21 protein-coding genes are annotated in these 21,290 nt (G+C 66.8%); 8 read left to right on the forward strand and 13 right to left on the reverse strand.

The window, feature by feature from the left end:
- Positions 1 to 54: 54 nt before the first annotated feature.
- The 3 genes from ACYRGX_RS03955 to ACYRGX_RS03965 all read right to left on the reverse strand — a co-directional run bounded on the left by ACYRGX_RS03955 (position 55) and on the right by ACYRGX_RS03965 (position 4,264).
- Positions 55 to 1,110 (reverse strand): TRAP transporter substrate-binding protein, encoded by a 1,056-nt coding sequence (locus ACYRGX_RS03955; protein ID WP_473055314.1) that lies wholly within the window; start codon positions 1,108 to 1,110, stop codon positions 55 to 57.
- Positions 1,111 to 1,184: 74 nt separating this feature from the next.
- On the reverse strand, positions 1,185 to 2,609 hold the full coding sequence (locus tag ACYRGX_RS03960) for an aldehyde dehydrogenase family protein (RefSeq protein ID WP_473055315.1): 1,425 nt from the start codon (positions 2,607 to 2,609) through the stop codon (positions 1,185 to 1,187).
- Complete coding sequence (locus ACYRGX_RS03965; protein ID WP_473055316.1) at positions 2,606 to 4,264, reverse strand: GMC family oxidoreductase; 1,659 nt, start codon at positions 4,262 to 4,264, stop codon at positions 2,606 to 2,608. The genes ACYRGX_RS03960 and ACYRGX_RS03965 overlap by 4 nt, the downstream gene beginning before the upstream one ends.
- 273 nt (positions 4,265 to 4,537) lie before the next feature.
- On the opposite strand from ACYRGX_RS03965, the gene ACYRGX_RS03970 reads away from it, so the two are divergent.
- From ACYRGX_RS03970 to ACYRGX_RS04000, 7 genes are all read left to right on the forward strand, one after another.
- Complete coding sequence (locus ACYRGX_RS03970) at positions 4,538 to 5,281, forward strand: GntR family transcriptional regulator (protein WP_473055317.1); 744 nt, start codon at positions 4,538 to 4,540, stop codon at positions 5,279 to 5,281.
- Positions 5,278 to 6,411, forward strand: coding sequence for a mandelate racemase/muconate lactonizing enzyme family protein (locus ACYRGX_RS03975; protein ID WP_473055318.1), 1,134 nt, complete (start codon positions 5,278 to 5,280; stop codon positions 6,409 to 6,411). The genes ACYRGX_RS03970 and ACYRGX_RS03975 overlap by 4 nt, the downstream gene beginning before the upstream one ends.
- A 55-nt stretch (positions 6,412 to 6,466) precedes the next feature.
- Positions 6,467 to 6,829, forward strand: coding sequence for a YidH family protein (locus ACYRGX_RS03980; protein ID WP_473055319.1), 363 nt, complete (start codon positions 6,467 to 6,469; stop codon positions 6,827 to 6,829).
- Positions 6,830 to 6,838: 9 nt separating this feature from the next.
- Entirely contained in the window at positions 6,839 to 7,159 is a 321-nt protein-coding gene (locus tag ACYRGX_RS03985) for a DUF202 domain-containing protein (RefSeq protein WP_473055320.1), read from the forward strand.
- A 357-nt stretch (positions 7,160 to 7,516) separates the two neighbouring features.
- Complete coding sequence (locus ACYRGX_RS03990) at positions 7,517 to 8,494, forward strand: Bug family tripartite tricarboxylate transporter substrate binding protein (protein ID WP_473055321.1); 978 nt, start codon at positions 7,517 to 7,519, stop codon at positions 8,492 to 8,494.
- Between the two features lie 15 nt (positions 8,495 to 8,509).
- Positions 8,510 to 9,010, forward strand: a complete 501-nt coding sequence (locus tag ACYRGX_RS03995; RefSeq protein WP_473055322.1) for a tripartite tricarboxylate transporter TctB family protein — start codon at positions 8,510 to 8,512, stop codon at positions 9,008 to 9,010.
- 25 nt (positions 9,011 to 9,035) lie between these two features.
- Positions 9,036 to 10,517, forward strand: coding sequence for a tripartite tricarboxylate transporter permease (locus ACYRGX_RS04000; RefSeq protein ID WP_473055323.1), 1,482 nt, complete (start codon positions 9,036 to 9,038; stop codon positions 10,515 to 10,517).
- 287 nt (positions 10,518 to 10,804) lie between these two features.
- Here ACYRGX_RS04000 and pcaF read toward each other — a convergent pair whose 3' ends face one another.
- The 7 genes from pcaF to ACYRGX_RS04035 all read right to left on the reverse strand — a co-directional run bounded on the left by pcaF (position 10,805) and on the right by ACYRGX_RS04035 (position 17,914).
- Entirely contained in the window at positions 10,805 to 12,010 is a 1,206-nt protein-coding gene (pcaF, locus tag ACYRGX_RS04005) for a 3-oxoadipyl-CoA thiolase (RefSeq protein WP_473055324.1), read from the reverse strand.
- On the reverse strand, positions 12,007 to 12,789 hold the full coding sequence (locus ACYRGX_RS04010; protein ID WP_473055325.1) for a CoA-transferase subunit beta: 783 nt from the start codon (positions 12,787 to 12,789) through the stop codon (positions 12,007 to 12,009). The genes pcaF and ACYRGX_RS04010 overlap by 4 nt, the downstream gene beginning before the upstream one ends.
- Positions 12,789 to 13,652, reverse strand: coding sequence for a CoA transferase subunit A (locus tag ACYRGX_RS04015; protein WP_473055326.1), 864 nt, complete (start codon positions 13,650 to 13,652; stop codon positions 12,789 to 12,791). The genes ACYRGX_RS04010 and ACYRGX_RS04015 overlap by 1 nt, the downstream gene beginning before the upstream one ends.
- Before the next feature lie 175 nt (positions 13,653 to 13,827).
- Positions 13,828 to 14,778, reverse strand: coding sequence for a 3-hydroxyacyl-CoA dehydrogenase (locus ACYRGX_RS04020; RefSeq protein WP_473055327.1), 951 nt, complete (start codon positions 14,776 to 14,778; stop codon positions 13,828 to 13,830).
- Positions 14,771 to 15,472 carry an SDR family oxidoreductase gene (locus tag ACYRGX_RS04025; protein ID WP_473055328.1) on the reverse strand — a complete coding sequence of 234 codons (702 nt, stop codon included), beginning with the start codon at positions 15,470 to 15,472 and terminating at the stop codon, positions 14,771 to 14,773. The genes ACYRGX_RS04020 and ACYRGX_RS04025 overlap by 8 nt, the downstream gene beginning before the upstream one ends.
- Positions 15,473 to 15,931: 459 nt before the next feature.
- Complete coding sequence (locus tag ACYRGX_RS04030) at positions 15,932 to 16,771, reverse strand: IclR family transcriptional regulator domain-containing protein (protein WP_473055329.1); 840 nt, start codon at positions 16,769 to 16,771, stop codon at positions 15,932 to 15,934.
- A 132-nt stretch (positions 16,772 to 16,903) separates the two neighbouring features.
- Positions 16,904 to 17,914 (reverse strand): zinc-binding alcohol dehydrogenase family protein, encoded by a 1,011-nt coding sequence (locus tag ACYRGX_RS04035; protein ID WP_473055330.1) that lies wholly within the window; start codon positions 17,912 to 17,914, stop codon positions 16,904 to 16,906.
- A gap of 114 nt (positions 17,915 to 18,028) precedes the next feature.
- On the opposite strand from ACYRGX_RS04035, the gene ACYRGX_RS04040 reads away from it, so the two are divergent.
- Positions 18,029 to 18,937, forward strand: a complete 909-nt coding sequence (locus ACYRGX_RS04040; RefSeq protein ID WP_473055331.1) for a LysR family transcriptional regulator — start codon at positions 18,029 to 18,031, stop codon at positions 18,935 to 18,937.
- A 14-nt stretch (positions 18,938 to 18,951) separates the two neighbouring features.
- Here ACYRGX_RS04040 and ACYRGX_RS04045 read toward each other — a convergent pair whose 3' ends face one another.
- From ACYRGX_RS04045 to ACYRGX_RS04055, 3 genes are read right to left on the reverse strand one after another with little or no spacing between them, the layout of a single operon-like run.
- Positions 18,952 to 19,242, reverse strand: a complete 291-nt coding sequence (locus ACYRGX_RS04045; protein WP_473055332.1) for a putative quinol monooxygenase — start codon at positions 19,240 to 19,242, stop codon at positions 18,952 to 18,954.
- 34 nt (positions 19,243 to 19,276) lie between these two features.
- Positions 19,277 to 20,464 (reverse strand): MFS transporter, encoded by a 1,188-nt coding sequence (locus ACYRGX_RS04050; protein WP_473055333.1) that lies wholly within the window; start codon positions 20,462 to 20,464, stop codon positions 19,277 to 19,279.
- Between the two features lie 54 nt (positions 20,465 to 20,518).
- Positions 20,519 to 21,283, reverse strand: coding sequence for an SDR family oxidoreductase (locus tag ACYRGX_RS04055; RefSeq protein WP_473055334.1), 765 nt, complete (start codon positions 21,281 to 21,283; stop codon positions 20,519 to 20,521).
- Positions 21,284 to 21,290: the final 7 nt, after the last annotated feature.

The raw sequence follows: 21,290 nt of genomic DNA on the forward strand, positions 1-21,290 counted from the left end.
GCTAGGCGCTGCCAGGCAGGGAGAAGCCCATGCCTGGCCGCCAAGTGCTGGCCGTTACTTGTTGTTGTCGTGGTAGGTCTTGAGGATGTAGGCGGCGGTCTTGACCAGCGCTTCGCCATCGGCGCCAATCAGCCCGTAGTAGTTCGGCCAGATGGCCTGGGCTCGTTCACGCCACTCGCTTTCATCCTCGATGCTGTCGACCTTGAGGCCTGCTTCCTCGGCCTTTTTCCACCAGCGGGCTTCATCCAGGGGCTGCCACCAGCGCACGTACTCGGTGGTCTCCCGGCCTGCACGCAGCACGACTTCCTGAAGGTCCGGCGGCAGGTGTTGGAACCAGTGCTCCGAGACGACGATGGGGTGGGTGAGGATGGTGTAGTGCAGTCGAGTCACCCGGGAGATGACCTCGTCGAACTTCATCCCGAGGATGTCGGTGATCGGGCTGTCACCGCCCTTCACCACGCCCTGTTGCAAGGCGCTGTAGAGCTCGTTCCAGGCGATGGGCGCGGGTGACGCCCCCCAGGCCTTGTAGGTGCCGAGCATGATGGCGTTCGGTGGCACGCGCATCTTCAGCGGCGCCAGATCGGCCGGTTTGCGGATCGGTTCAGCGGCGTTGTAGAAGAAGTTTCGCCAGCCGGTGTTCTCCCAGCCGACGATCCGTACGCCCGCCTCCTCGACCACTCGCGGCACCAGGGTCGGGGTGATCTTGTCCAGCAGGTAGTTGGACTCCTCGGTGCTCTGGGTCAGGTAGGGCAACAGCAGCACGTTCAGGCTGGGCGCCAGCGGCGCCATGTTGTTGGTCGCCGGAATGGTCACCTGGATGACCCCCAGGCGAGCCTGCTGCAGCATTTCCTTCTCGCTGCCCAACTGCGATCCGGGGAAGATCTGCGGTCTGATGCGGTTGTTCGAATAGATGGCGACCAGCTCGGCGAAACGCTTGAGCGCCACGGTCTGCGAACTCCACTCCATGTTCAGGGAGTGAGCCAGGCGCATGGTTATCTGGTCGTCCTTCTTGGGTACCGAGGTCCAGTCGAACGGGTTGGGTGTCGCTGCCTGCGCCACGCCGGCGAGCAACAGCAGCACAAGGCCTGCGAGTCTTGTTGTCGTTTTCACAGCTTTAGTCCTGTCGTTATTTTTATCGAACTGCGGACCGCCGATCAGCGGCCCGAAAGCACGCAAGTGCTACCTCACCAGGCGAGGTAGGCTGATTGCTCTATGGTGTAGAACGCGGCGACCGAGGCCCCCACCGAGTAGGCGCCGACGCCGGAGGCCTTCATGCCGCCGAAGGGCATGTTCACGTCCGGTACGGTGCCGTTGTTGACGTGCAACATGCCGTGCTGGCTTTCCTGGAGGAAGCGCTGGATCAGCCGGTGAGAGTCGGAGAACAGGCTCGAGGTCAGTCCGTAGCGCGTGTCATTGAGCATCACCAGCGCCTCGTCGAAGGAGTCGTAAGGCATGACCGAGAGCACCGGGCCGAAGATTTCCTCGCGGCTGGCGGTCGCCGAGCGCTGTGCGTTGTTCAGCACGGTTGCTTCGTAGAAATAGCCGCCCGGACAGTCGTCGATGGCGACCACCTTGCCGCCAGTGATCAGTTCGGCGCCTTCCTCGACCGCCTGGGCCGTCATGGCCTGCACGGTCCGCCAGTGCTCGGCATTGCACAGTGGTCCCATGCCGGTGCCTGCTGCGGTTCCATCGCCGAGTTTCAACTGGCGCGCACGGGCCACGAGTCCGTCCACCACTGCGTCCTGGAGCTCCCGTTTGACCAGCACCCGGCTGATGCTCGTGCAGCGTTGCCCGCCGGTCTGGAAGGCAGCGGCGAAGACCTGGTCCAGGCAGTGCTGCAGATCGACGGCATCATTGATGATCACGGCGTTCTTGCCGCCCAGTTCCAGTTGCGCCGGGATCAGGCTCGTGGCAGCGGCCTGCGCGACCTTCCGGCCCACGTCCACGGAGCCGGTGAAGCTGACTCCGTCGAAGCGACCGGAAGCCACCAGTTCGCTGGCGAATCGCCCTGCGCACGGCATGACCTGCAGCAGTCCTTCAGGGAAGAACTCCGTGGCCAGCTCAGCCAGCATGAAGGCGGCAGCCGGCGTGAACTGCGAGGGTTTGATGAGCATCGCATTGCCGAACGCGATCGCCGGACACAGCTTGCGCAAAGGCGTCATCGCCGGGAAATTCCACGGGCTGATGGCGAAGATCGTGCCGCGCGGGCGGTGCAGGATCAGGTTGCGCACGTTGCGGCGCGCCGCTGCGACGGGCTGCACCTGTTGCCGAGCGGCCTCGGCGGCGATGAAGCGACCTTCCGCGCAGCCCTTCAGGGTTTCGTTACGGCCTTCGAGCAGCGTCTTGCCCTGCTCCAGCGAGATGGCTTCGGCGATCGGTTCGACATGCGCCTCCACCTTGCTCAGGTAGCGGTTCAGCAGGTCCCCGCGCTGCACGCCGGGCACCGTGGCCCATTCGGCCTGCGCCTGGCGAGCCTTGTCGATCAGTGGGTCGGCGCTGGCGAAGTCCGTAACGTCGGCATAGCGTCCCACGCGCTCCTCCGGTCGGGCAGGATTGCGTGTCTCGAAGATGCCGCCCTGCGCGGCTTCTTTCACGTAGTCGAATTTCATTTGATCTCCTCCGTAATCGCTAGCGCGGCATGCACGGGTACCGCGGTTTCTTGTTCGTTGGCCGCCCGTAGCAGCAGGTCCGCACCCTTTTCGCCGATCATCAGCGACGCGGCGTTGGTATTGGCCGAGGTCACGATCGGCATCACCGATGCGTCGATCACGCGCAGTCCGCTGACGCCACATACCCGTAGTTGCGGGTCGACGACCGCGCGTGGGTCGCTGCCCATGCGACAGGTCCCGACGCAGTGGAATACCGTGCCGCCACGTTGGCGAATCGCTTCCCAGATCTGTTCGTCGGAGGCGGCCGCCTGGCCGGGCTCCAGCTCGGCTTCCCAGAGCTCGCGAAAGGCCGGCTGGTTGGCGATGTCCCGCAGGATCTTGATGCCCTCGACCATGACCTTGCGGTCGAACGGGTCGGAGAAGTAGCGTGGGTCGATCACCGGGGCCGCGGCAGGATCGGCCGAGGCCAGGCGGATCGTTCCGCGAGAGCGCGGGTGGCACTGCCAGACGGACGCGGTGAAGCCCGGATAGCGGTGCAGCGGGGCGCCGGGTTTATCGACGGTGAGCGGCATGACGTTGAACTGCACGTCCGGGCGCTCCCCGTCGGCATAGGGCGTGCACGCGCTACCGCCCACCTGACCTGCGCCGACGGTCAGCGGGCCAGAAGACCTGAACAGCCATAGCAGTCCCATCTCCACGAGCTTGAGGGGGTTGCGCACGTCGGTGTTGAGCGAGACCTTCTTGCGCAGGCGATAGGTCACCCGCATCTGGTAATGGTCCTGCAGGTTGCTGCCGACCTCGGGCGCGTCGTGCACGAGTGCGATGCCGTGTTCGCGCAGGTGTTCGGCGGGGCCGATGCCGGACAGCATCAGCAACTGGGGGGTCTGGATCGCCCCGGAAGACAGGATCACCTCGCGGCTCGCCAGTGCCTGGTGGAGCTTGCCGTTCTCCCGCCAGGCCACGCCCTGTGTCTGCTTCCCCTCGAAGAGCACGCGGGTCACTTGCGCCCCGGTGCGGATGGTCAGGTTGGGGCGATTGCGGATCGGCTTTATGAAGGCGGTAGCGGAGCTGCAGCGCCAACGGCCCTTGAGGCTGAGCTGGTAGGCACCGACGCCCAGCGTATTGGCGCCATTCAAGTCGGGGTTGTACGGCAGGCCGTATTGCTGCGCGGCCGTGACCCAGGCCGCGCAATACGGGTGATCGTGGCGAAGGTCGGAGACCCCCAGTTCTCCCGTATCCCCGCGCTCTGCGTTAGCGCCCTTGGCGTAGCGTTCGAGCTTGCGGAAATACGGCAGGACCTCCTTGTACGACCAGCCCGTGGCGCCCTGGGCAGCCCAGCCGTCGAAGTCTTCTTTCTGGCCGCGAATGAAGATCAGCCCGTTGATCGAGCTGGAGCCCCCCATGACGCGCCCACGCGGCCAGACGATGTTGCGCCCTGCGGTGCCTTCCGAGGGTTGGGTGTCGAACAGACGGGAGAAGCGTTCGTCGTAGATCGAGCGGAAGTAGCCCACGGGCAAGTGCAGCCAGAAGTTTCGGTTCCAGCCGCCGGCCTCGAGGAGCAGGACGCGATGGTTGGGATCTGCGGAAAGGCGGTTGGCGACGATGCATCCCGCCGACCCCGCGCCTACCACGATGTAGTCGTAGGTTTCGGACACGTTAGGGTTCCTCGACTGTTCGGATCGATGTTGTTGTCGTGGCGTGAACCTGGGGACGTTCAGGCCTTAAGATCATAAAGTCCTAATGTTAGGACGTCTCTTGTTTGAGACGTTTCCACATGCTAGCGTTGCTGTCAACGTTTTTCGTGAAGAGCCGCGCTGCCGAGTCGCGCGCGTTACCGGGTGGGAAGAGACGAATGCTGCTGATGCGATGCTGGATGGAAGGTGAAACCGCGCAACTGAATCGGGCGGGTGCCCCGGCGGTGACCGAGCATGAGTGAAAAGAGCGGCAAGCCCCGGTTCTTCGATGCCAGCCCGATCCCCATCTACGTGCAGTTGGCGGACATCTTCCGCTACCGCATCGACCGGCAGATCTGGCCCGAGGGCAGTCTGGTGCCGAGCATCGAGAAACTCATGGAGGAGTTCTCCGTGTCGCGGGTCACCGTGCGCCAGGCCATGCAATTGCTCAGCAGTTCCGGCCTGGTCCAGGTCCAGCGGGGCTTCGGCACTCTGGTATTGAAGGGGCCGGACAAGCGAAACCCGCTGAAAGTCGAAACGACGCTCGATGCGCTGGTGGAGGCCTACCGTGGCGACAAGCCGCTGCTGACCAATATCTCCGACTCCACCGCGCCGCTCTGCCTCAATGACCTTGACGGCACGCCGGCGCCGTCCTACCAGCACCTGCGCCGTGTCCACACCCGCGATGGGGTGAAGTACTGCGTCATTTCCATCTACCTGGATGAGCGCGTTTTTCTGCAGGCCGAGGAGCGCTTTCGCAGCGAAGTCATTCTTCCGGTCCTCGTCTCGCTGCCGGACGTCAGCATCGCCGGCGCCAAGCAGAGCATCACCATCGCCAAGGCGGACCTGGAAACTTCGCGGCTGCTGGACCTGCCGCTCGGCGACCCGATCGCCAATGTGCGGCGCGTTCTTACGGCATCCGACCGGACCATCATCTACGTTGCCGAGGCGACCTACCGCGGTGACTACATCCACCTCGAAATGGATCTAAAAAAATGAACAATCAGATCGCCATCCGAGAGGTCGCAGCCTTCGTCTACCGCTGCCCGCTGGAATCCCCCGTGCAAACCTCGTTCGGGATCATGCTGGACCGCCCTATGGTGCTGGTGCGCGTCACCGATAGCGACGGTCATCAGGGCTGGGGCGAGGTCTGGTGCAATTTCCCGATGGTGGGTGCCGAGCATCGCGCACGACTGGTGGCCAGCGTTTTCCGCCCGTTGCTGACCGCGACGCCGTTCGACTCGCCGCAGCAGGCGCTCGAGGCGCTGACCGCGGGCACCGACGTGCTCGCGCTGCAGTCCGCCGAGCCGGGTCCCTTCGCCCAATGCATCGCGGGCATCGACCTTGCGCTCTGGGACCTCTGCGCGCGGCGTGCCGGGCAACCGCTGTGGCGTTATCTCGGCGGCCAGAGCGATCGGATTCCCGTCTACGCCAGCGGCCTCAATCCGACTCATCCGGAACGCCTGGCGAGCAGCATGCAGGCCGCCGGCTTCACGCGCTTCAAGCTCAAGGTCGGTTTTGGCGTCGATCGGGATGTCGCCAACCTGCATGCGTTGCGCAGTGCTTTGGGTAGCGATGCCGGCTTGATGGTGGACGTGAACCAGGGTTGGACGCTCGCCGACGCAAGAGCGCAGCTCCCCCAGTTCGAGCCGTTCGCCTTGGGCTGGATCGAAGAGCCGCTGCGCTGCAACACACCGTGGACGCAGTGGCGGGAGCTCAAGCAGATGACCGCCATTGCGCTGGCGGCCGGGGAGAACATCCTGGGCGAGGCCGCGTTCCAGCAGGCGCTGGATAGTCAGGTACTGTCCGTGGTCCAGCCGGATGCGGCGAAATGGGGCGGGATCAGCAAGGGACTGCCCCTGGCCGGCGCGATCACTGCGGCAGGCGCCCGCTATTTTCCGCATTACCTCGGTGGCGGGATTGGTCTGGTCGCGTCCGCCCATCTGCTCGCGGCAGCCGGCGGCGACGGTGCCCTCGAAGTGGATTCCAACCCGAACCCACTGCGGACCGAACTGGCGCCCTTCCTGCAACAGGTGCGAGACGGCATCACCCATCTCGGTGAGGCGCCGGGCATCGGCGACATCGCCGGCCTGGCGGCAATCGAGCCGTATCTTTCGGCTACCTGCTGACCTCCGGAAGCCTCAGCCCCGCCATCGGATCAGTCATTGAGGAGTCCGTCCGACGATGCCGCAGCCTTCTGCGTCTTCCCGTTTCTCCCTCAGGGTCGGGAGTGAACCGGATCCCCGTTTCACGCTGGCCAACGAGCGAACCTTCCTGGCCTGGATCCGCACGGCGCTGGCGCTGATGGCTGCCGGTATCGCGGTGGAAGCGTTCGCCACCGACCTGCTTGCGTCGCGGCTGCGGACGGCTACGGCCATCGCCCTGCTGGTGTTGGCCATGCTGGTCAGTGCCAGCGCCTGCGTTCGCTGGTTCCGCGTGGAACGGGCGCTGCGCTTGAAGCGGCCGCTGCCGCTGCCTTTGCCCATACCGCTGGTAGCCTGCGGGTTGATCGCCGTCGCGTTGTTCCTGGCCGTCCGGCTGGTGTAGCGGGCGCCTGTGCGAAGGCTGCATACGGACCCCGGGCTCCAGCCCGAGCGCACGGCACTGACGTGGAGGCGAACGCTGATCTCCTGCCTGGTATTGATGGCCCTGCTGGTCCGGCGCATCCCCGACCACCCGATACGCGTCGTCACTACCGCAGCGCTATTGGGCTTGATCGTCGCTGCGACGATGCTCTCACTCAAGCGCCGTTACCTTCGTCAGTGCCGTGGCATCGAGGCAGAACGGGTACGCCCTGCCGCGCGCTCGGTGACGCTCCTCGGCACGAGCCTGGCGTGCGTCGCGGGCGGCCTCGCGGTCAGTCTCGTCATCTACTGACTGCCCTGCGGAGCCTGCACGGCAGCACCCCTGACTTCGAGCACGCCAAGCGGGTCGAGCGCTCCGCCTCATCGGCGGCGGTACGACTGGGCGGGCTCCTCTTCGTCCCGCTCACCCCTGCGCACCAGCCCATGGCCTGGACGTGAAGTCCGACAGGCGCCGATGAGTTCGTTTACCGTCCCATTGGAATACAACCGTGCGGTAATCGAACGACTCTTGCGCGCAGAGGGAGGCAGCGTCGAGCCAATCCTTTAAGGTCTGGCCTTAGCGGCTATCGATCGAAAGACTGGCCGGCGGGCGGCTGCCAACCGCGTTGCCAGCGCCGCGCATAAAACAACTACAAGACAGGAAGGCATCATGATCCCAAGCATCAAGCGCACGCTGTGCCTGCTCGCCCTCGGCGCAACGCTCCCCTTCACGGCCGCGGTCCACGCGAAGGACTGGCCCACCGATAACGTCCGCCTGATCGTGCCCTATGCGCCGGGCGGTACAACCGACATCCTCTCGCGCAAGGTCGCCGACCTGCTGCAGAAGGAGATCGGCACGGTGATCGTCGAGAACCGCCCCGGTGCGGGTTCCACCGTGGCTACCGGCCAACTGGTGCGGGACACCCGTGGCGCGGACCACACCATCCTCATGGCCTCCCCCGGTCATACCATCGGCCCGGTGATCTACAAGAACCTGCCGTACGACCCGGTGAAGGACTTCACCTTCATCCGTAACGTCATCGAGATCCCCAACGTGATGGTGGTGCCGGCCAACAGCCCGTATCACAGCGTTCGCGAATTCGTCGAAGCCGCCAAGAACAAGGAAATGACCTTCAGCTCCTCCGGGGTTGGCAGCTCGATCCACATGTCCGGCGAGCTGTTCAAGAGCATGACCGGCACCCAGATGACCCACGTGCCGTTCCGCGGTAGCGGCGAGGCCCTGCCGGCATTGCTCAGCGGCGATGTGGACGTGTCCTTCGAGAACATGCCCGCCGTGCTGCCGCACATCAAGTCGGGCAAGCTGCGGGCGCTGGCGGTGACTTCGGCCGAGCCCTCGCCGTACCTGCCGGGTGTCGAACCGCTGTCCAAGGTCGGTGCCGACCTGGGTCTGAGCGATTTCGTCACCAACGCCTGGTTCGGCCTGGTGGCCAACAAGAAGATGTCCGCACAGGCGGTACAGACCCTGCAGAAAGCGCTGGAGAAGGTCATCGCCGACCCGAGCTTCGCGGACTTCGCCGCGCAGATCGGCGGTACTCCCGCGCCCCAGGAGGGCGATGCCTTCCGCGACTACGTCGCCCAGGACGTACAGCGCTGGCAGCGTGTCGCCGGTCAGGCCGACCTGAAATAGCGCGGGAGCACGCCAATGACCACTGTTGCCGCCAGCGCCCGTGTGCGCTGGGTGAACCTCAATACCCTGCTCGGCGCGTTCTGGCTGGCGGCCGCGCTGGTCTTCCTCTTCTATCTGGTGCCGAACTACATCGAAGAAGCACCGATGGTGCAGAGTCCGATGCAGTCGCCACGCTGGCTCCCCAGCGTGGCCGGCTGGGTGATCGTGGTGCTCTCGCTGGCCCTGATGCTGGAGGGCTGCCTGCGGCCCGCGCCCGTTTCGGAGGAACCCGCCGAGGCGGGTTCGCCGGCCTGGCGCCCGTTGCTGATGTTGGCGGGGCTCGGCGTCTACTGGCTGGCGTTCGAGTCGCTTGGCGCGATCGTCGCCGGCATTCTCGCCACCCTGCTGCTGTTCGCGGCGCACCCGGTGCGCAAGCCCTGGCTCTACCTGCTGGCGCTTGCCTTCCCCTGGCTGGTGAGCCTGCTGTTCATCCACGTGCTGAACGTCCCGCTGCCTTCCGGCACGTTGTGGGACTGAACCCCCTCCTTTCGCGAGTGACCGCATGGAACATCTTTCCGAAGTCCTGAGCCTGTTCCTCAGCGTCGACAACTTCATCGCGATCGGCATAGGCGTGCTGATCGGCGTGGTGGTCGGCGCAATTCCCGGGCTGACCGCCACCATGGCGGTCGCCCTGGCGCTGCCGTTCACCTTTTCCCTCGAGCCGGTGACGGCCATCCTGCTGTTGGTGGGTATCTACAAGGGCGGCATGTATGGCGGTTCGATCACCGCCATTCTGATCCACACCCCCGGCTCGCCGGCGGCGGCCTGCACGCTGCTCGACGGTTATCCGCTGACGCTGCAAGGCAAGGCGAAGAAGGCGCTGCAGATGGCGCTGTACTCGTCCTGCATCGCCGATGTGCTGTCGAACCTGGCGCTGATCCTGTTCGCGTCCTACCTGGCGAAGATCGCCCTGAACTTCGGACCGCCGGAGTTCTTCTGGCTGATCTGTTTCTCGCTGACCATCATCATCTCGATTGCTGGCGAATCCGCGATCAAGGGGCTGATCGCCGCCGCACTGGGCGTCATCGTCGCGTCGGTCGGCATGGACGTGGTCTACGGCAGCCAGCGGCTGACCTTCGGCAACTACAACCTGATGGACCGGGTGTCGTTCGTGCCGCTGCTGATCGGCCTGTTCGCCGTGCCCGAGGTGATCGACTTCTACCTGAAGAAGGCGGCCCCGCATGTCCGCGCGATGTCCAGCGGCGCCGGCCTGACGCTCAAGGAGCTCAAGCAAAGCCTGAAGACCATCGTGCGCGGCTCCTTCATCGGCGTGATCATCGGCGCGGTGCCGGGTACCGGCGCCACTGCCGCGGCCTTCATTTCCTACAGCGAGGCCAAGCGTCGTTCGCGCAACCGGGCGAACTTCGGCAAGGGCGAGCTGGAAGGCGTGGCGGCCTCCGAATCAGGCAATAACGGCGTGGCCGGCGCCACGCTGATCCCGCTGCTGTCGCTGGGGATTCCCGGTGACGTGATCACCGCGATCATCCTCGGCGCTTTCATGATTCACGGGCTCACGCCCGGTCCGGTGCTGTTCCAGGAAAACCTCACGCTGGTCTACGCGCTGTTCTGCGGGATCATGCTCAGCTCGGCGGTGTTGCTCTTCGTCGGTCACGGGGTGATCAAGTACTTCTCGCTGATCGCCGATATCCCCAAGGCGATCCTCCTGCCGATCGTGCTGATGTTCTGCGTCTACGGCGCCTACGCGGTGAACAACAGCGTCTTCGATATCGGCCTGATGCTGCTGTTCGGCGTGGTCGGCTACCTGTTCAACCGCACCGGCTTCGCCACCGCGCCGTTCCTGCTCGGCTTCATCCTCGGGCCGATGTTCGAGGACAACCTGCGGCGTACGCTGCTGATCGGTCGCGGCGATCCGATGATCTTCTTCCGTGGCCCGATCACCTGGCTGTTCATCGCGTTCACCGTGCTGTCGCTGTTCTTCGCCATCCGCCGTTACTGGCAGGACCACATCAGCCGCACCGCCTGAATCCCACGCCCCGCGCAAGTGCTCTTGCCGCGGGGCGTGCGGCCTTACACCGCTTCGCCCCTCGTCCTCTCCGTCGCATCAGCCTGCCGCTGCGGCTCCTCCAAAGCATGAAATCCACTGCTCATGAAGCTTGGCGCACGCCGCTGGAGCGCGAGTCGTGGCGTGACCGGGGTGCGTCCTGTCAGGCGATGAAATGCGGGAAGAGGGGAGGCGCGCGGGTGGAGCAGACGCGCGTCGAGTGACGCAGGGGGAGGGGCAGGTGGGCGGCGCCGGGGCGCCGCCCGTGTTCAGACGCGTTCGAGGGCGATGGCCAGGCCCTGGCCGACACCGACGCAGAGGGTCGCCAGCGCCAGCCGGCCACCGCTGGCGTGCAATTGGTGTACGGCGGTGAGCACCAGGCGATTGCCGCTCATGCCCAGCGGATGGCCCAGGGCAATGGCCCCGCCGTTCGGGTTGACCTTGTCGCTGTCGTCCGCCAGGCCGAGTTCGCGCATCACCGCCAGGCCCTGGGCCGCGAAGGCTTCGTTGAGCTCGATGGCATCGAAGTCCTCGATGCGCAGTTGCAGACGCGCGAGCAGCTTGCGCACCGCCGGCACCGGGCCGACGCCCATCACCCGCGGCAGTACGCCCGCGCTGGCCATGCCCAGCACCCGCGCGCGGGGCACCAGGCCGTGTCGCTGCGCGGCCTCAGCGCTGGCCAGGATCATCGCCGAGGCACCGTCGTTGAGTCCCGAGGCGTTGCCGGCGGTGACCGTCCGGTCCGCACCGTTCACCGGCTTGAGCCGTTGCAGCCCGTCGAGGCTGGTTTCCGGCCGGGGATGTTCGTCGGCCTCCACCCGCGTCTCGCCCTTGCGCGTGCGGATCGTCACCGCGACGATTTCCTCGGCATGGAAGCCGCGCGCGGCAGCCGCCGCGGTGCGCTGCTGGCTGCGCAGGGCGAAGGCGTCCTGGTCTTCGCGGCTGACGGCATATTCCTCGGCCACGTTGTCCCCGGTCACCGGCATGCTGTCGACGCCGTAGGCCTCCTTCAGCGCCGGGTTGACGAAGCGCCAACCGAGGGTGGTGTCCTCCAGCTTCTGCGCGCGGCCGAAGGCGCTGTCGGCCTTGCCCATCACGTAGGGCGCACGGGTCATCGACTCCACGCCGGCGGCGATGGCCAGGTCCATCTCGCCCAGGGCGATGGCGCGGTAGGCGGTGCCGACGGCCTCCATGCCCGAGGCGCAGAGACGGTTCAGGGTCACGCCGGGGACGCTGGCCGGCAAACCGGCGAGCAATAGCGCCATGCGCGCGACGTTGCGGTTGTCTTCGCCGGACTGGTTGGCGCAGCCCATGAAGACCTCTTCCACCGCGTCGGGATCGAGGCCGGGATTACGTTCGAGCAGGGCGCGCAACGGCACGGCCGCCAGGTCATCGGCGCGTATCGCGGAGAGCGCGCCGTTGAGTCGGCCAATCGGCGTGCGCACGGCATCGCAAACGAAGACGTCGCGGCTCATTCGCCACCTCCGCTCTGTCCGTGCGCCGCGGCGGTGCGGGCTTCCAGGGCGCGCAGGGCTTCGAGCTCATGGGTCAGCGGCGCTGCGGTTTCGCCCAGCGGCTCGGCGAAGCGAATCGGCCAGCCGGTGTTCTCGATCACCTGCTCGCGGGTCACGCCGGGGTGCAGCGAGACGACCACGAACTCGTTGCTCGGCGCTTCCGGCTCCATGACGCAGAGGTCGGTGATGATCGCCACGGGTCCTTCTCCCGGCAGCCCCAGGCGCTTGCGGTGGTCGCCGCCCTCGCCATGCCCCACCGAGGTGATGAAGGTCAGTTTGTCGACGAAGGTGCGATTGCCCTGCTTGAGGATGATCAGCACCCTTTTCGCGCTGCCGGCGATCTCCGGTGCGCCGCCAGCGCCGGGTAGACGCACCTTGGGCGCGTGGTAGTCGCCGATCACCGTGGTGTTGATGTTGCCGAACCTATCGACCTGCGCGGCGCCGAGGAAGCCGACGTCGATCCGCCCGCCCTGCAGCCAGTAGCGGAAGATCTCGCCGGTGGGCACCACGGTATCCGCCGTCTCGGCCAGCTCGCCGTCGCCGATGGACAGCGGCAGGACGTCGGGCTTGGCACCGATCGGGCCGGATTCGTAGATCAGCGTCACCTCCGGAGCGTGGGTCAGGCGTGCCAGGTTGGCGGCCTTGGAGGGCAGGCCGATGCCGACGAAGGTCACGTCGCCGTTGCCCAGGCGCCGCGAGGCGGCGACGGTCATCATTTCTTGGGTGGTGTAGGCACTCATCAGTGGGCCTCCGCGAGAGATTGTTTGCCGATCTTCCGCAGGAATTGCGCGAAGTCCTCGGTTGCGTGGATGTACTCGTCGATCCAGGCCTCGAAGGCCGCCCGGTCACGGGCGATGGGGTCCCAGTCCTGGTAGAAGCGGTTGTCCCGCGCGTAGTAACCGTGGGCGTAGGAGGGGTGCGCGCCGCCGGGCACCACGCAGACGGCGGTGAGAGCCCAGCTCGGCAGCACGCAGGCGTTCATCGGTGCCTGCAGATCGTCCACCACCTCTTCAACGGTGACGATGCAGCGGCGGGCGGCCAGGGCGGCCTCTTTCTGCACGCCGAGGATGCCTTGTACCAGCACGTTGCCCTTGCGGTCGGCCTTCTGCGCGTGAATCACGGTGACGTCCGGGCGCAGGCTCGGTACCGCCGCGAGGACCTCGCCACTGAACGGGCAAGTGACGGTCTTGATCAGCGGATTGACCTTGGGCAGGTCCGAGCCCTGGTAGGCGCGCAGCACCGCGAACGGCAGGTTCGAGGCGCCGGCGACGTAGGCATTGGCGAGGTCGGCGTGGCTGTGCTCTTCGATCTCCAGGGGCCGGGGCCAGTGCTTTTCCACTGCGTCGCGCAGGCGGTGCAGCGAGCCTACGCCCGGGTTTCCGCCCCAGGAGAACACCAGTTTCTTCGCGCAGCCGGCACCGATCATCAGGTCGTAGACCAGGTCGGGGGTCATGCGGATCAGCGTAAGCTCGCGGCGCTTCTGGCGAATCAGCTCATGGGCGGCGGCGGTGGGAATCAGATGGGTGAAGCCTTCGAGGGCGACGCTGTCGCCGTCTTCGACGAAGCGTGCGATGGCTTCGCTCAGGGGCAGGAATTCGGCCATTGGATCTCATCTCTCTTGGCAGGGCGCACACGGCTGCGCCGGTTGGCTAGGAAGCTATTGCCGAGTGAGCCGGCCATCAATCCGATAATCGAATAGTTGTGCGATTAGCGAACGAAACGCGTGGCTCTCGGGCATCGGCAACGGTGTTTCTTGGGGTGGTGGGGTTCTTGCGGATTCAGTCCCGCGCGCGCTGTCGCTGCTTGCGCAGCCTCGCCAGGTGCATCAGTTCACGGTCGCGCCAGCGCACACGGGCCTCCCAGTCCTCGAGCGGCAGCAGGGCCCGCCGTTGAGCCTGCACGTCCGCTACCATGTCCTCGCTCCAGACGTCGTCCTGGCCGCGTTCGCTGCCCATTCGCGCGTAGGCATCGGCCATCCGCTGGGCGTGCTCGGCGATGCCGCCGCGGTAGTTCAGGTCCGAGGTTTCGAACGGGCCGATGACCGACCAGCGCAGGCCCAGCCCGTCGCGCATGACGGTATCGATGTCCTCCACCGAGGCCACGCCATCGCGCACCAGGCAATAGGCTTCGCGCAGCACGGCGCCCTGCAGGCGGTTGAAGACGAAGCCGATCGGCTCCTTGTTCACGCGTACCGGGCGCAGTGCGGCGCGGGCATACAGCGCGCAGCAGCGCTCGACGACCGCGGCCTCGGTGAACGGGGCCGGCACGATCTCGATGACCGGCAGCAGGTACGGCGGGTTGCCGGGGTGCGTGACCAGGCAACGCGAACGGCTGTCCAGTTCGGCGGCGAACGATGAGGCGGGCAGGGCGGAGGACGAGCTGGCGAAAATCGCCTGCGCCGGTGCCAGGCGCTCCAGATCCTCGAAGATCGCCCGCTTCACCTCGACCCGCTCCGGTGCGCATTCCTGCACCAGCGCTGCGTCGCGCACCGCCTCGTCCAGCGCCGCGCAGACGCGCACCCTGTCCAGCAGCGCCTCGGCCGGCTCTTCGAGCAGGTCGAACTCGGCCAGGCCGCGGGCGCGCTCCAGCAGGCGCGTCGGCGCCTGCTCGCGCATCGTCGGGTCCGGATCGTAGAGGCGTACGCTCAGGCCGGCGCGAGCGAACACCAGGGCGAAGGCTACGCCGATGCTGCCGGCACCGACGATGGCGATGGGCGCGTGCTCAGACACTGGCGACCCCCACCGTCATCCCGCCGCAGACGTACAGCGTCTGCCCGGTGACGAATCCCGAGCGCTCATCGAGGAAGAACGACACGGCCTGCGCCACGTCCTCCGGCGTGCCGACGCGCTTGACCGGCACCGATTCGATGATCTTGCGCGTGCGCGGCGCGTCGGGCGGATTGGCCCGGTCGAACAGCTCGGTGCGGATCGGCCCCGGCCCGATGGCGTTCGCGGTGATGCCGTGTACGCCCAGTTCCAGCGACCAGACCCGGGTCAACCCGAGCAACCCCGCCTTGCTGGCCGCGTAGGCGGAGCGCAGGTCCTTGCCCAGCGCCGCGCGGGACGACATGTTGACCACGCGGCCAAAGCCCTCGGCCTTCATCCCGGGCAACAGCGCCTGCAGGCATTGAAAGGCGCAGCGCAGGTTGAGCGAGAAGGCCAGCTCCAGATCCGCCAGGCTCTGCTCCTCGACCGCGGCGGGCAGTACCACACCGACGTTGTTCACCAGGCGGGTGATCGGGCCATCGGCCAGCGCCTGTTCGAGGGCGGCCGCGGTGGCTTCGGGGTCCGACAGGTCCGCGCGGATGCCGTCGCCGACCCGGTCGATGATGACCGGCTCATAGCCGTCGGCACGGCAGCGTTCGGCGGTGGCCGCGCCAATGCCGGCGGCGCCTCCGGTGATGAGAACTCGGGGTCTGGTCATGGGTACGCTCGTTGTTCGGGACGCGCAAGGCGCCTGCGTTGCCGGGAGCTGGCGTTGTGCCGGCCAGCAGGAAGGGTTCGTTCGAGCCGGTGCGGGAGCGGCCGCTCAGCGCCGCTTCACGCGCGGACGCGGGAGCTGCCGGCTAGCGGCGACGCGGCTGGACGACGGCAGACGAGCAACCCTGCGGGAGACCGCGTCGGGCTGTAGGGGGCGTTGCCGCTGTGGCAAATGATCCGGAAGGTTCAAGTGACGATCTCCGTATTGTTGTTATTGGACGGGCAGGCATTGGCACCCACCTCGATCGCGGGGGATGCCCGGAGGATGATTCACGGTACGAAGCAGGGGCGTGGCGCGCAATTCGATATTCGATTAGTGGTTCGGTAATCGAACGAAACTTGAGCGCGCTCGCAGCAGCGCCCCGCGCGCTGCCGGCTCAGCGAGGGGACGGGTAGGGTTGCCTCAGGGGAACAGGCGGGCGCTCAACTCGACGCTCGCTTCGAGCAGCTTCGGCAGGAAGCGGGTTTCCAGCTCCTGGCGGCTGACGCGGCCGGCATGGGTGCCGACGTTGAGCGCGGCCAGCACCTGGCCGGCGGAGTCGCGCACCGGCACGGCCACCGAGCGCAAACCCATTTCGAGCTCCTGGTCCGTGATCACCCAGCCCTGCTGGCGCACCTGCTGGATGCTCTCCAGCAAGGCTTGCCGGCTGCTCACGGTGCGCCGGGTCTTCACCTGCAAATCGGCCTGTTCCAGGTATTCCCCGAGGGCGACGTCATCCAGCGCCGCGAGCAGGATCCGCCCCATCGACGTGCAATAGGCCGGCAGGCGGCTGCCGACGGAGAGGTCCACCGAGATCAACCGTTGTGGCGTTGCCGAGCGTGCGATGTAGAGGATTTCCTCACCCTCCAGCGTCGCCATCGAGCACGCCTCGTGCAGTTCCTCGCTGAGGCGGTCGAGCAGGGGCTGCGCGGTCACCGCCAGGGGCGTCGAGGACAGATAGGCATGGCCCAGTGTCAGCACCTTGGGCAGCAGCGAGTACATGCGCCCGTCGGTGGTCGCGTAGCCGAGCTTGATCAGCGTGTAGAGGCAGCGGCGCACGGCGGCCCGCGAGATGCCGGTGCGGTGGCTGATCTGGGCGATGGTCAGGTGCCGCTTGCGCTCCTGGAAGGCATGAATGACCACCAGGCCGCGCGCCAGCGAATTCATGAAGTTCGGGTCACCGCCCAGCGCCTCGATGCGCTCAGCGGGCGAGGCGATGATGGGTGGGGCGATGGTGGAGCGGGCAGTGTCGGAGGTATCCATCGGACGTATCGGTTGGCGGGCGGTGGCCGGCAGTATTGGCCAAGGTCCCGTTGCCGCGCAACGCGATGTCGCCGCGGCGAGTCAGTGGCGGACACCCCGACCGCTGACTCGCCCTGGTGGTTTGCCCGGACCTCAAAAACCTTCGAGAACGATCTTGCCGCGGGCCTTGCCGCTCTCGATCAGCGCATGGGCGCGGCGCAGGTTGGCCGCCTCGATGCGCCCGAAGTGCTCGCCGAGGGTGGTCTTCAGCACGCCCGCGTCGATCAGCTCGGCGACCCGGTTGAGCAGGTGATGCTGGGCGATCATGTCCTCGGTCTGGAACAGCGAGCGGGTGAACATCAGCTCCCAGTGCAGCGCCAGCGACTTGCGTTTGAGCGGCAGCACGTCGAGGCTGGCCGGATCGTCGATCAGCGCCAGGCTGCCCTGGGGACGCAGGACTTCGACCAGTTGCGGCAGGTAGCTGTCGGTGTGGGTCAGGCTGATGACATGGTCCACCGCCTCGATGTCCAACTGCTGCAGTTGCGCGGCCAGCGGCTGGCTGTGGTCGATCACATGGTGCGCGCCGAGGGTCGTCACCCACTCGCGGGTTTCCGTGCGGGAGGCGCTGCCGATCACCGTCAACTGCGTCAGCCGGCGTGCCAGTTGGGTGAGGATCGAGCCGACGCCGCCACCGGCGCCCATGATCAGCAGGCTCTTGCCGGCACCGCCGTGCTCCGCGATGCCGAGGCGGTCGAAGAGCAGCTCCCAGGCGGTGATCGAGGTCAGCGGCAGTGCCGCGGCGCTGGCGTCGTCGAGGCTGCGCGGCTTGCGTCCGACGATGCGCTCGTCGACCAGGTGCAGCTCGCTGTAGCTGCCGGGGCGGTCGATGGCGCCGGCGTAGAACACCTCGTCGCCGGGCTGGAACAGTGTCACCTCCGCGCCCACGCTACGCACCACGCCCACCGCGTCCCAGCCGAGCACCTTGGGTTGCTGCGTGGCGCCGGAGCCGGCGCGCACCTTGGTGTCGACCGGGTTGACCGAGATCGCACGGACCTCCACCAGCAGGTCGCGGGGGCCGGGGGTAGGATCGGGCAACTCGCTGTCGAACAGGGCGCGAGGGTCGTCGATCGGCAGGCCGTGTTCGGTGAAGACGATGGCTTTCATGGCGGTTCACTCCAGAGATGGGCTGCGCGGGGCGCGGTGTGGTGGCATGTTCGGCTTCCCTCGACTGGAGAAAAAGCCGCAGAATCGGCCAACACTTTCACTTCTGGTGTGAAAATGCTCCGCCTGGAAGACTTGCACCTGTTCATCCGTACCGCCGCGCTGGGCAGCTTTTCCAACGCTGCGCGCGAGGCCGACCTGCTGCCCGGCCAGGTGGCCGCCGCGATCAAGCGCCTGGAACGCGAGCTGGATATCCGCCTGTTCGCCCGCTCCACCCGTAGCCTGCGGCTGACGGCCGAGGGCGAGTTGTACCTGCCCTACGCCCAGGAGGCGCTGGATCGGTTGCGCGAGGGGGATGAACGCGTGCGCCGGCAGAGCCCGCAGTTGCAGGGGATGCTGCAGGTCTCCGTGCCGTCGGATCTGGGGCGCAACCTGCTGCTGCCCTGGCTTTCCGAGTTCCGTCGCGCGCACCCGGCGCTGACCCTGCGGCTGCTGGCCTCGGATCAGGTCGCCGACGTGTTTCGCGATCCGGTGGACATCGCCCTGCGCTACGGCGTGTTCGAGGATGCCAGCTACGTCGCCTTGCCGTTGGCTCCGTGGAACCGCCGCGTGTTGGTGGGCGCACCGGATTACCTGCAGCGCCACGGGCGGCCGCAGACGCCGGCGGATCTGCAGCGGCACAGCTGCCTGCTCTATTCGCTCAGCGGCCGGGTGCATGACCGCTGGCAGTTCGATGGGCAGGCGGTGCCGGTGAATGGCCCGCTGTTCAGCAACGATGCCGACATCGTGCGGCGCTGGGCGGTGGCCGGCGAAGGGTTGGTCTACAAGTCCTGGCTGGATGTGCGAGAGGACGTTCAGGCGGGGCGCCTGGAGCGGCTGCTCGGCCAGTACACCACCGAAGCGACACCGCTGAACCTGGTCTGCCCGCACCGCCGGCAGTACTCGCCGGCCGTGCAGCAGCTCCACGCTGCATTGCGCGAGCGGCTGGATGCGTTGCAGGGGGAGTTGCCGGCCTGTGGGCGGTGAGCGCCTGGCTGGCGTCAGAGCCGGCGGGTGAGCTTTCTGATATCGACGTCCACGCGCCCGTCGAGCGCCTGGGCGAGGGTCTGGAACACCTCGCCCGCCAGGTGCTGCTGGAGCGCGTCTTCGCTCTCCCAGCGTTCGATCATGACCCAGCGCCGGGACTCTTCTAGGTCCTGGTGCAGGTCGTAGGCGAGGCATCCGGCTTCCTTCCGCGAGCCCTCCACGGCCACGCGCAGGGCGGCTTCAGCGGCTTCGGCGTGGCCGGCTCGGGCCACCAGGGTGGCGACTACGATCAACGGACTGCTCATGAGCAAGTCTCCTGTGGGATGAGGTGAACGCGCTTCAGATTGCAGCGCCGAGCATCGCGCGTCTGGCTTGGCGCTCTGACAGTGACACGCAACCCAGCGCCAGCGCCAGGCACAGCAGCGAGGCGGCGAGCAAGCCTTGATAGCCGTACAACGGGTAGAGCCAGCCGGCGATGGCCGAGCCCAGGCCGATGCCACCGAACAGGAAGGAGGCCGTCAGCGCCAGGGCGATGCCGCGCTGCTGCGGTCGCAGTTCTACCATGCGTCGCTGTTGGGTGGGCCAGACGATGTCGGTGGCCAGCGCCCAGAGCACCAGCGCCGCCAGCAGGTAGCCCAGTTGCAGTGGTGCGAGCCAGAGGAAGGCGGCATCGACCATCAGCAGGCCGATGCCAGCGACCAGCAGACGCGCCGCACTCAGGTAGCGGGCGGCACGGGTGACCAGCAGGTTGCCGAGGATGCCCGCGATGCCCAGCACGGTCAGCGCCAGGGATACATCGACGGCATCGCCCTGGTAGTCGTTGCGGATCACTGGCGCGAGGAAGGCGTAGGTGGAAAACACCCCGGTAGTGACGAAGAACACCACCAGCAGCGCGCTCAGCGCTCCCGGATCGCCGAGCATTCCGAGCATCGCGCGCAGCGAGGCGGGTTCGCCGGCGACCCGGTCCGGCACCCGGTAGAGAATCAGCAGCGCACAGGCGATACCCGCCAGGCCAATGCCCAGGAACAGGCTGCGAGCCCCCCACAGGTGCGCCAGCCAGGCGGTCAGCGGCATGCCGGCTAGCCCGGCCAGGCTCAGGCCCATCAGCACCACGGCAATCGCCGAGCCCTGCTGTTCGCGGCTCACCAGGTGCGAACCGAGCGCGCCCAGGACCGGACCGATGAAGCCTGCGCCGATGCCCATCAGCACCCGCGCGAGCAGCAGCGTCTGATAGTCGGGCGCCGCGGCGAAGAGCAACGCCGCCGTACTGAACAGACCGAGGCCGAGCAACACCTGGCGGCGCCGTGGCAGATGACCGAGCAGCACTTGCAACAGCGGTGCGGCGATGGCGAAGCTGACGCCGAAGACGGTGATCAGCAGGGCGCTTTGCGCAGGGCTCAGCGCCCACTCCTGGGCGATCGGCTCGAGGCTGCCGACCACTGACAGCGCGCCGACCGCCTGGACGAAGTACGCCAGACTCAGCAAACGCAGCGCCAGCAGAGGGGCCCGGGGAATGCCGTGGTTCATGGTTTTTCTTCCGTAGCGGAGGAGAGAAGCAGGCCCCGAGGGCCTGCCGGCGGTTCAGGCAACCGGGATGGGGTTCTCCACCAGCGCCTGGTTGAACTGATTCACCAGCGCATGCTCGTTGGGGCCGACGTTGGCGCGCAGCGGCACCACCGCGTCCACCAGTACCTCGGTGGTAGCGTGTTCGAGCTTGCCCAGCGTCTGGCTGATGAAGGTATCCAGCGGCATTGCCCGCGGGTCGCCGCTCTTGTGGACCAGGTCGGTATCCACCCAGGGCGGAGCGATTTCCAGCACCCCGACCGAGCTGTCGCGCAGGGTGAATCGCTGCGACAGGCTGTAGGAGTGCATCGCCGCTTTGGTCGCGGAATACAGCGCGGTGGCCGCCAGCGGCAGGAAGGCCAGCACCGAGCTGTTGTTGATGATCCATGCCTGCGGTTGGCGCTTGAGGTGCTCGACGAACGCCGCGCTGACGCGCACCGGACCGAGCAGGTTGGTCGTCACCAGGCTCACCGCCTGGGCATCGTCCAGAGCGCCGGAACTGGGGTCGTCGAAGGGCATGATGCCGGCGTTGTTGATAATCACGTTGAGCGACGGATGCCGTGCGATCACCTGCCGGGCGACGGCCTGGATCTGCTGCGGGTCGCCGATGTCCAGCGCCACCGTATCCATGCCCGGGTTGGCGGCGGCGATTTCATCCAGCAGTGCCTGGCGGCGGCCCGCGACGATCACCTGGTTGCCCAGGCGGTGGAAGGCTTCGGCCAGGCCGCGGCCGATGCCGGAGGTGCCGCCGGTGATGAAGATCGTGTTTCCCGTGAGTTTCATGGTCGTT

The sequence above is a fragment of the Pseudomonas sp. R4-15 genome (assembly GCF_055768815.1).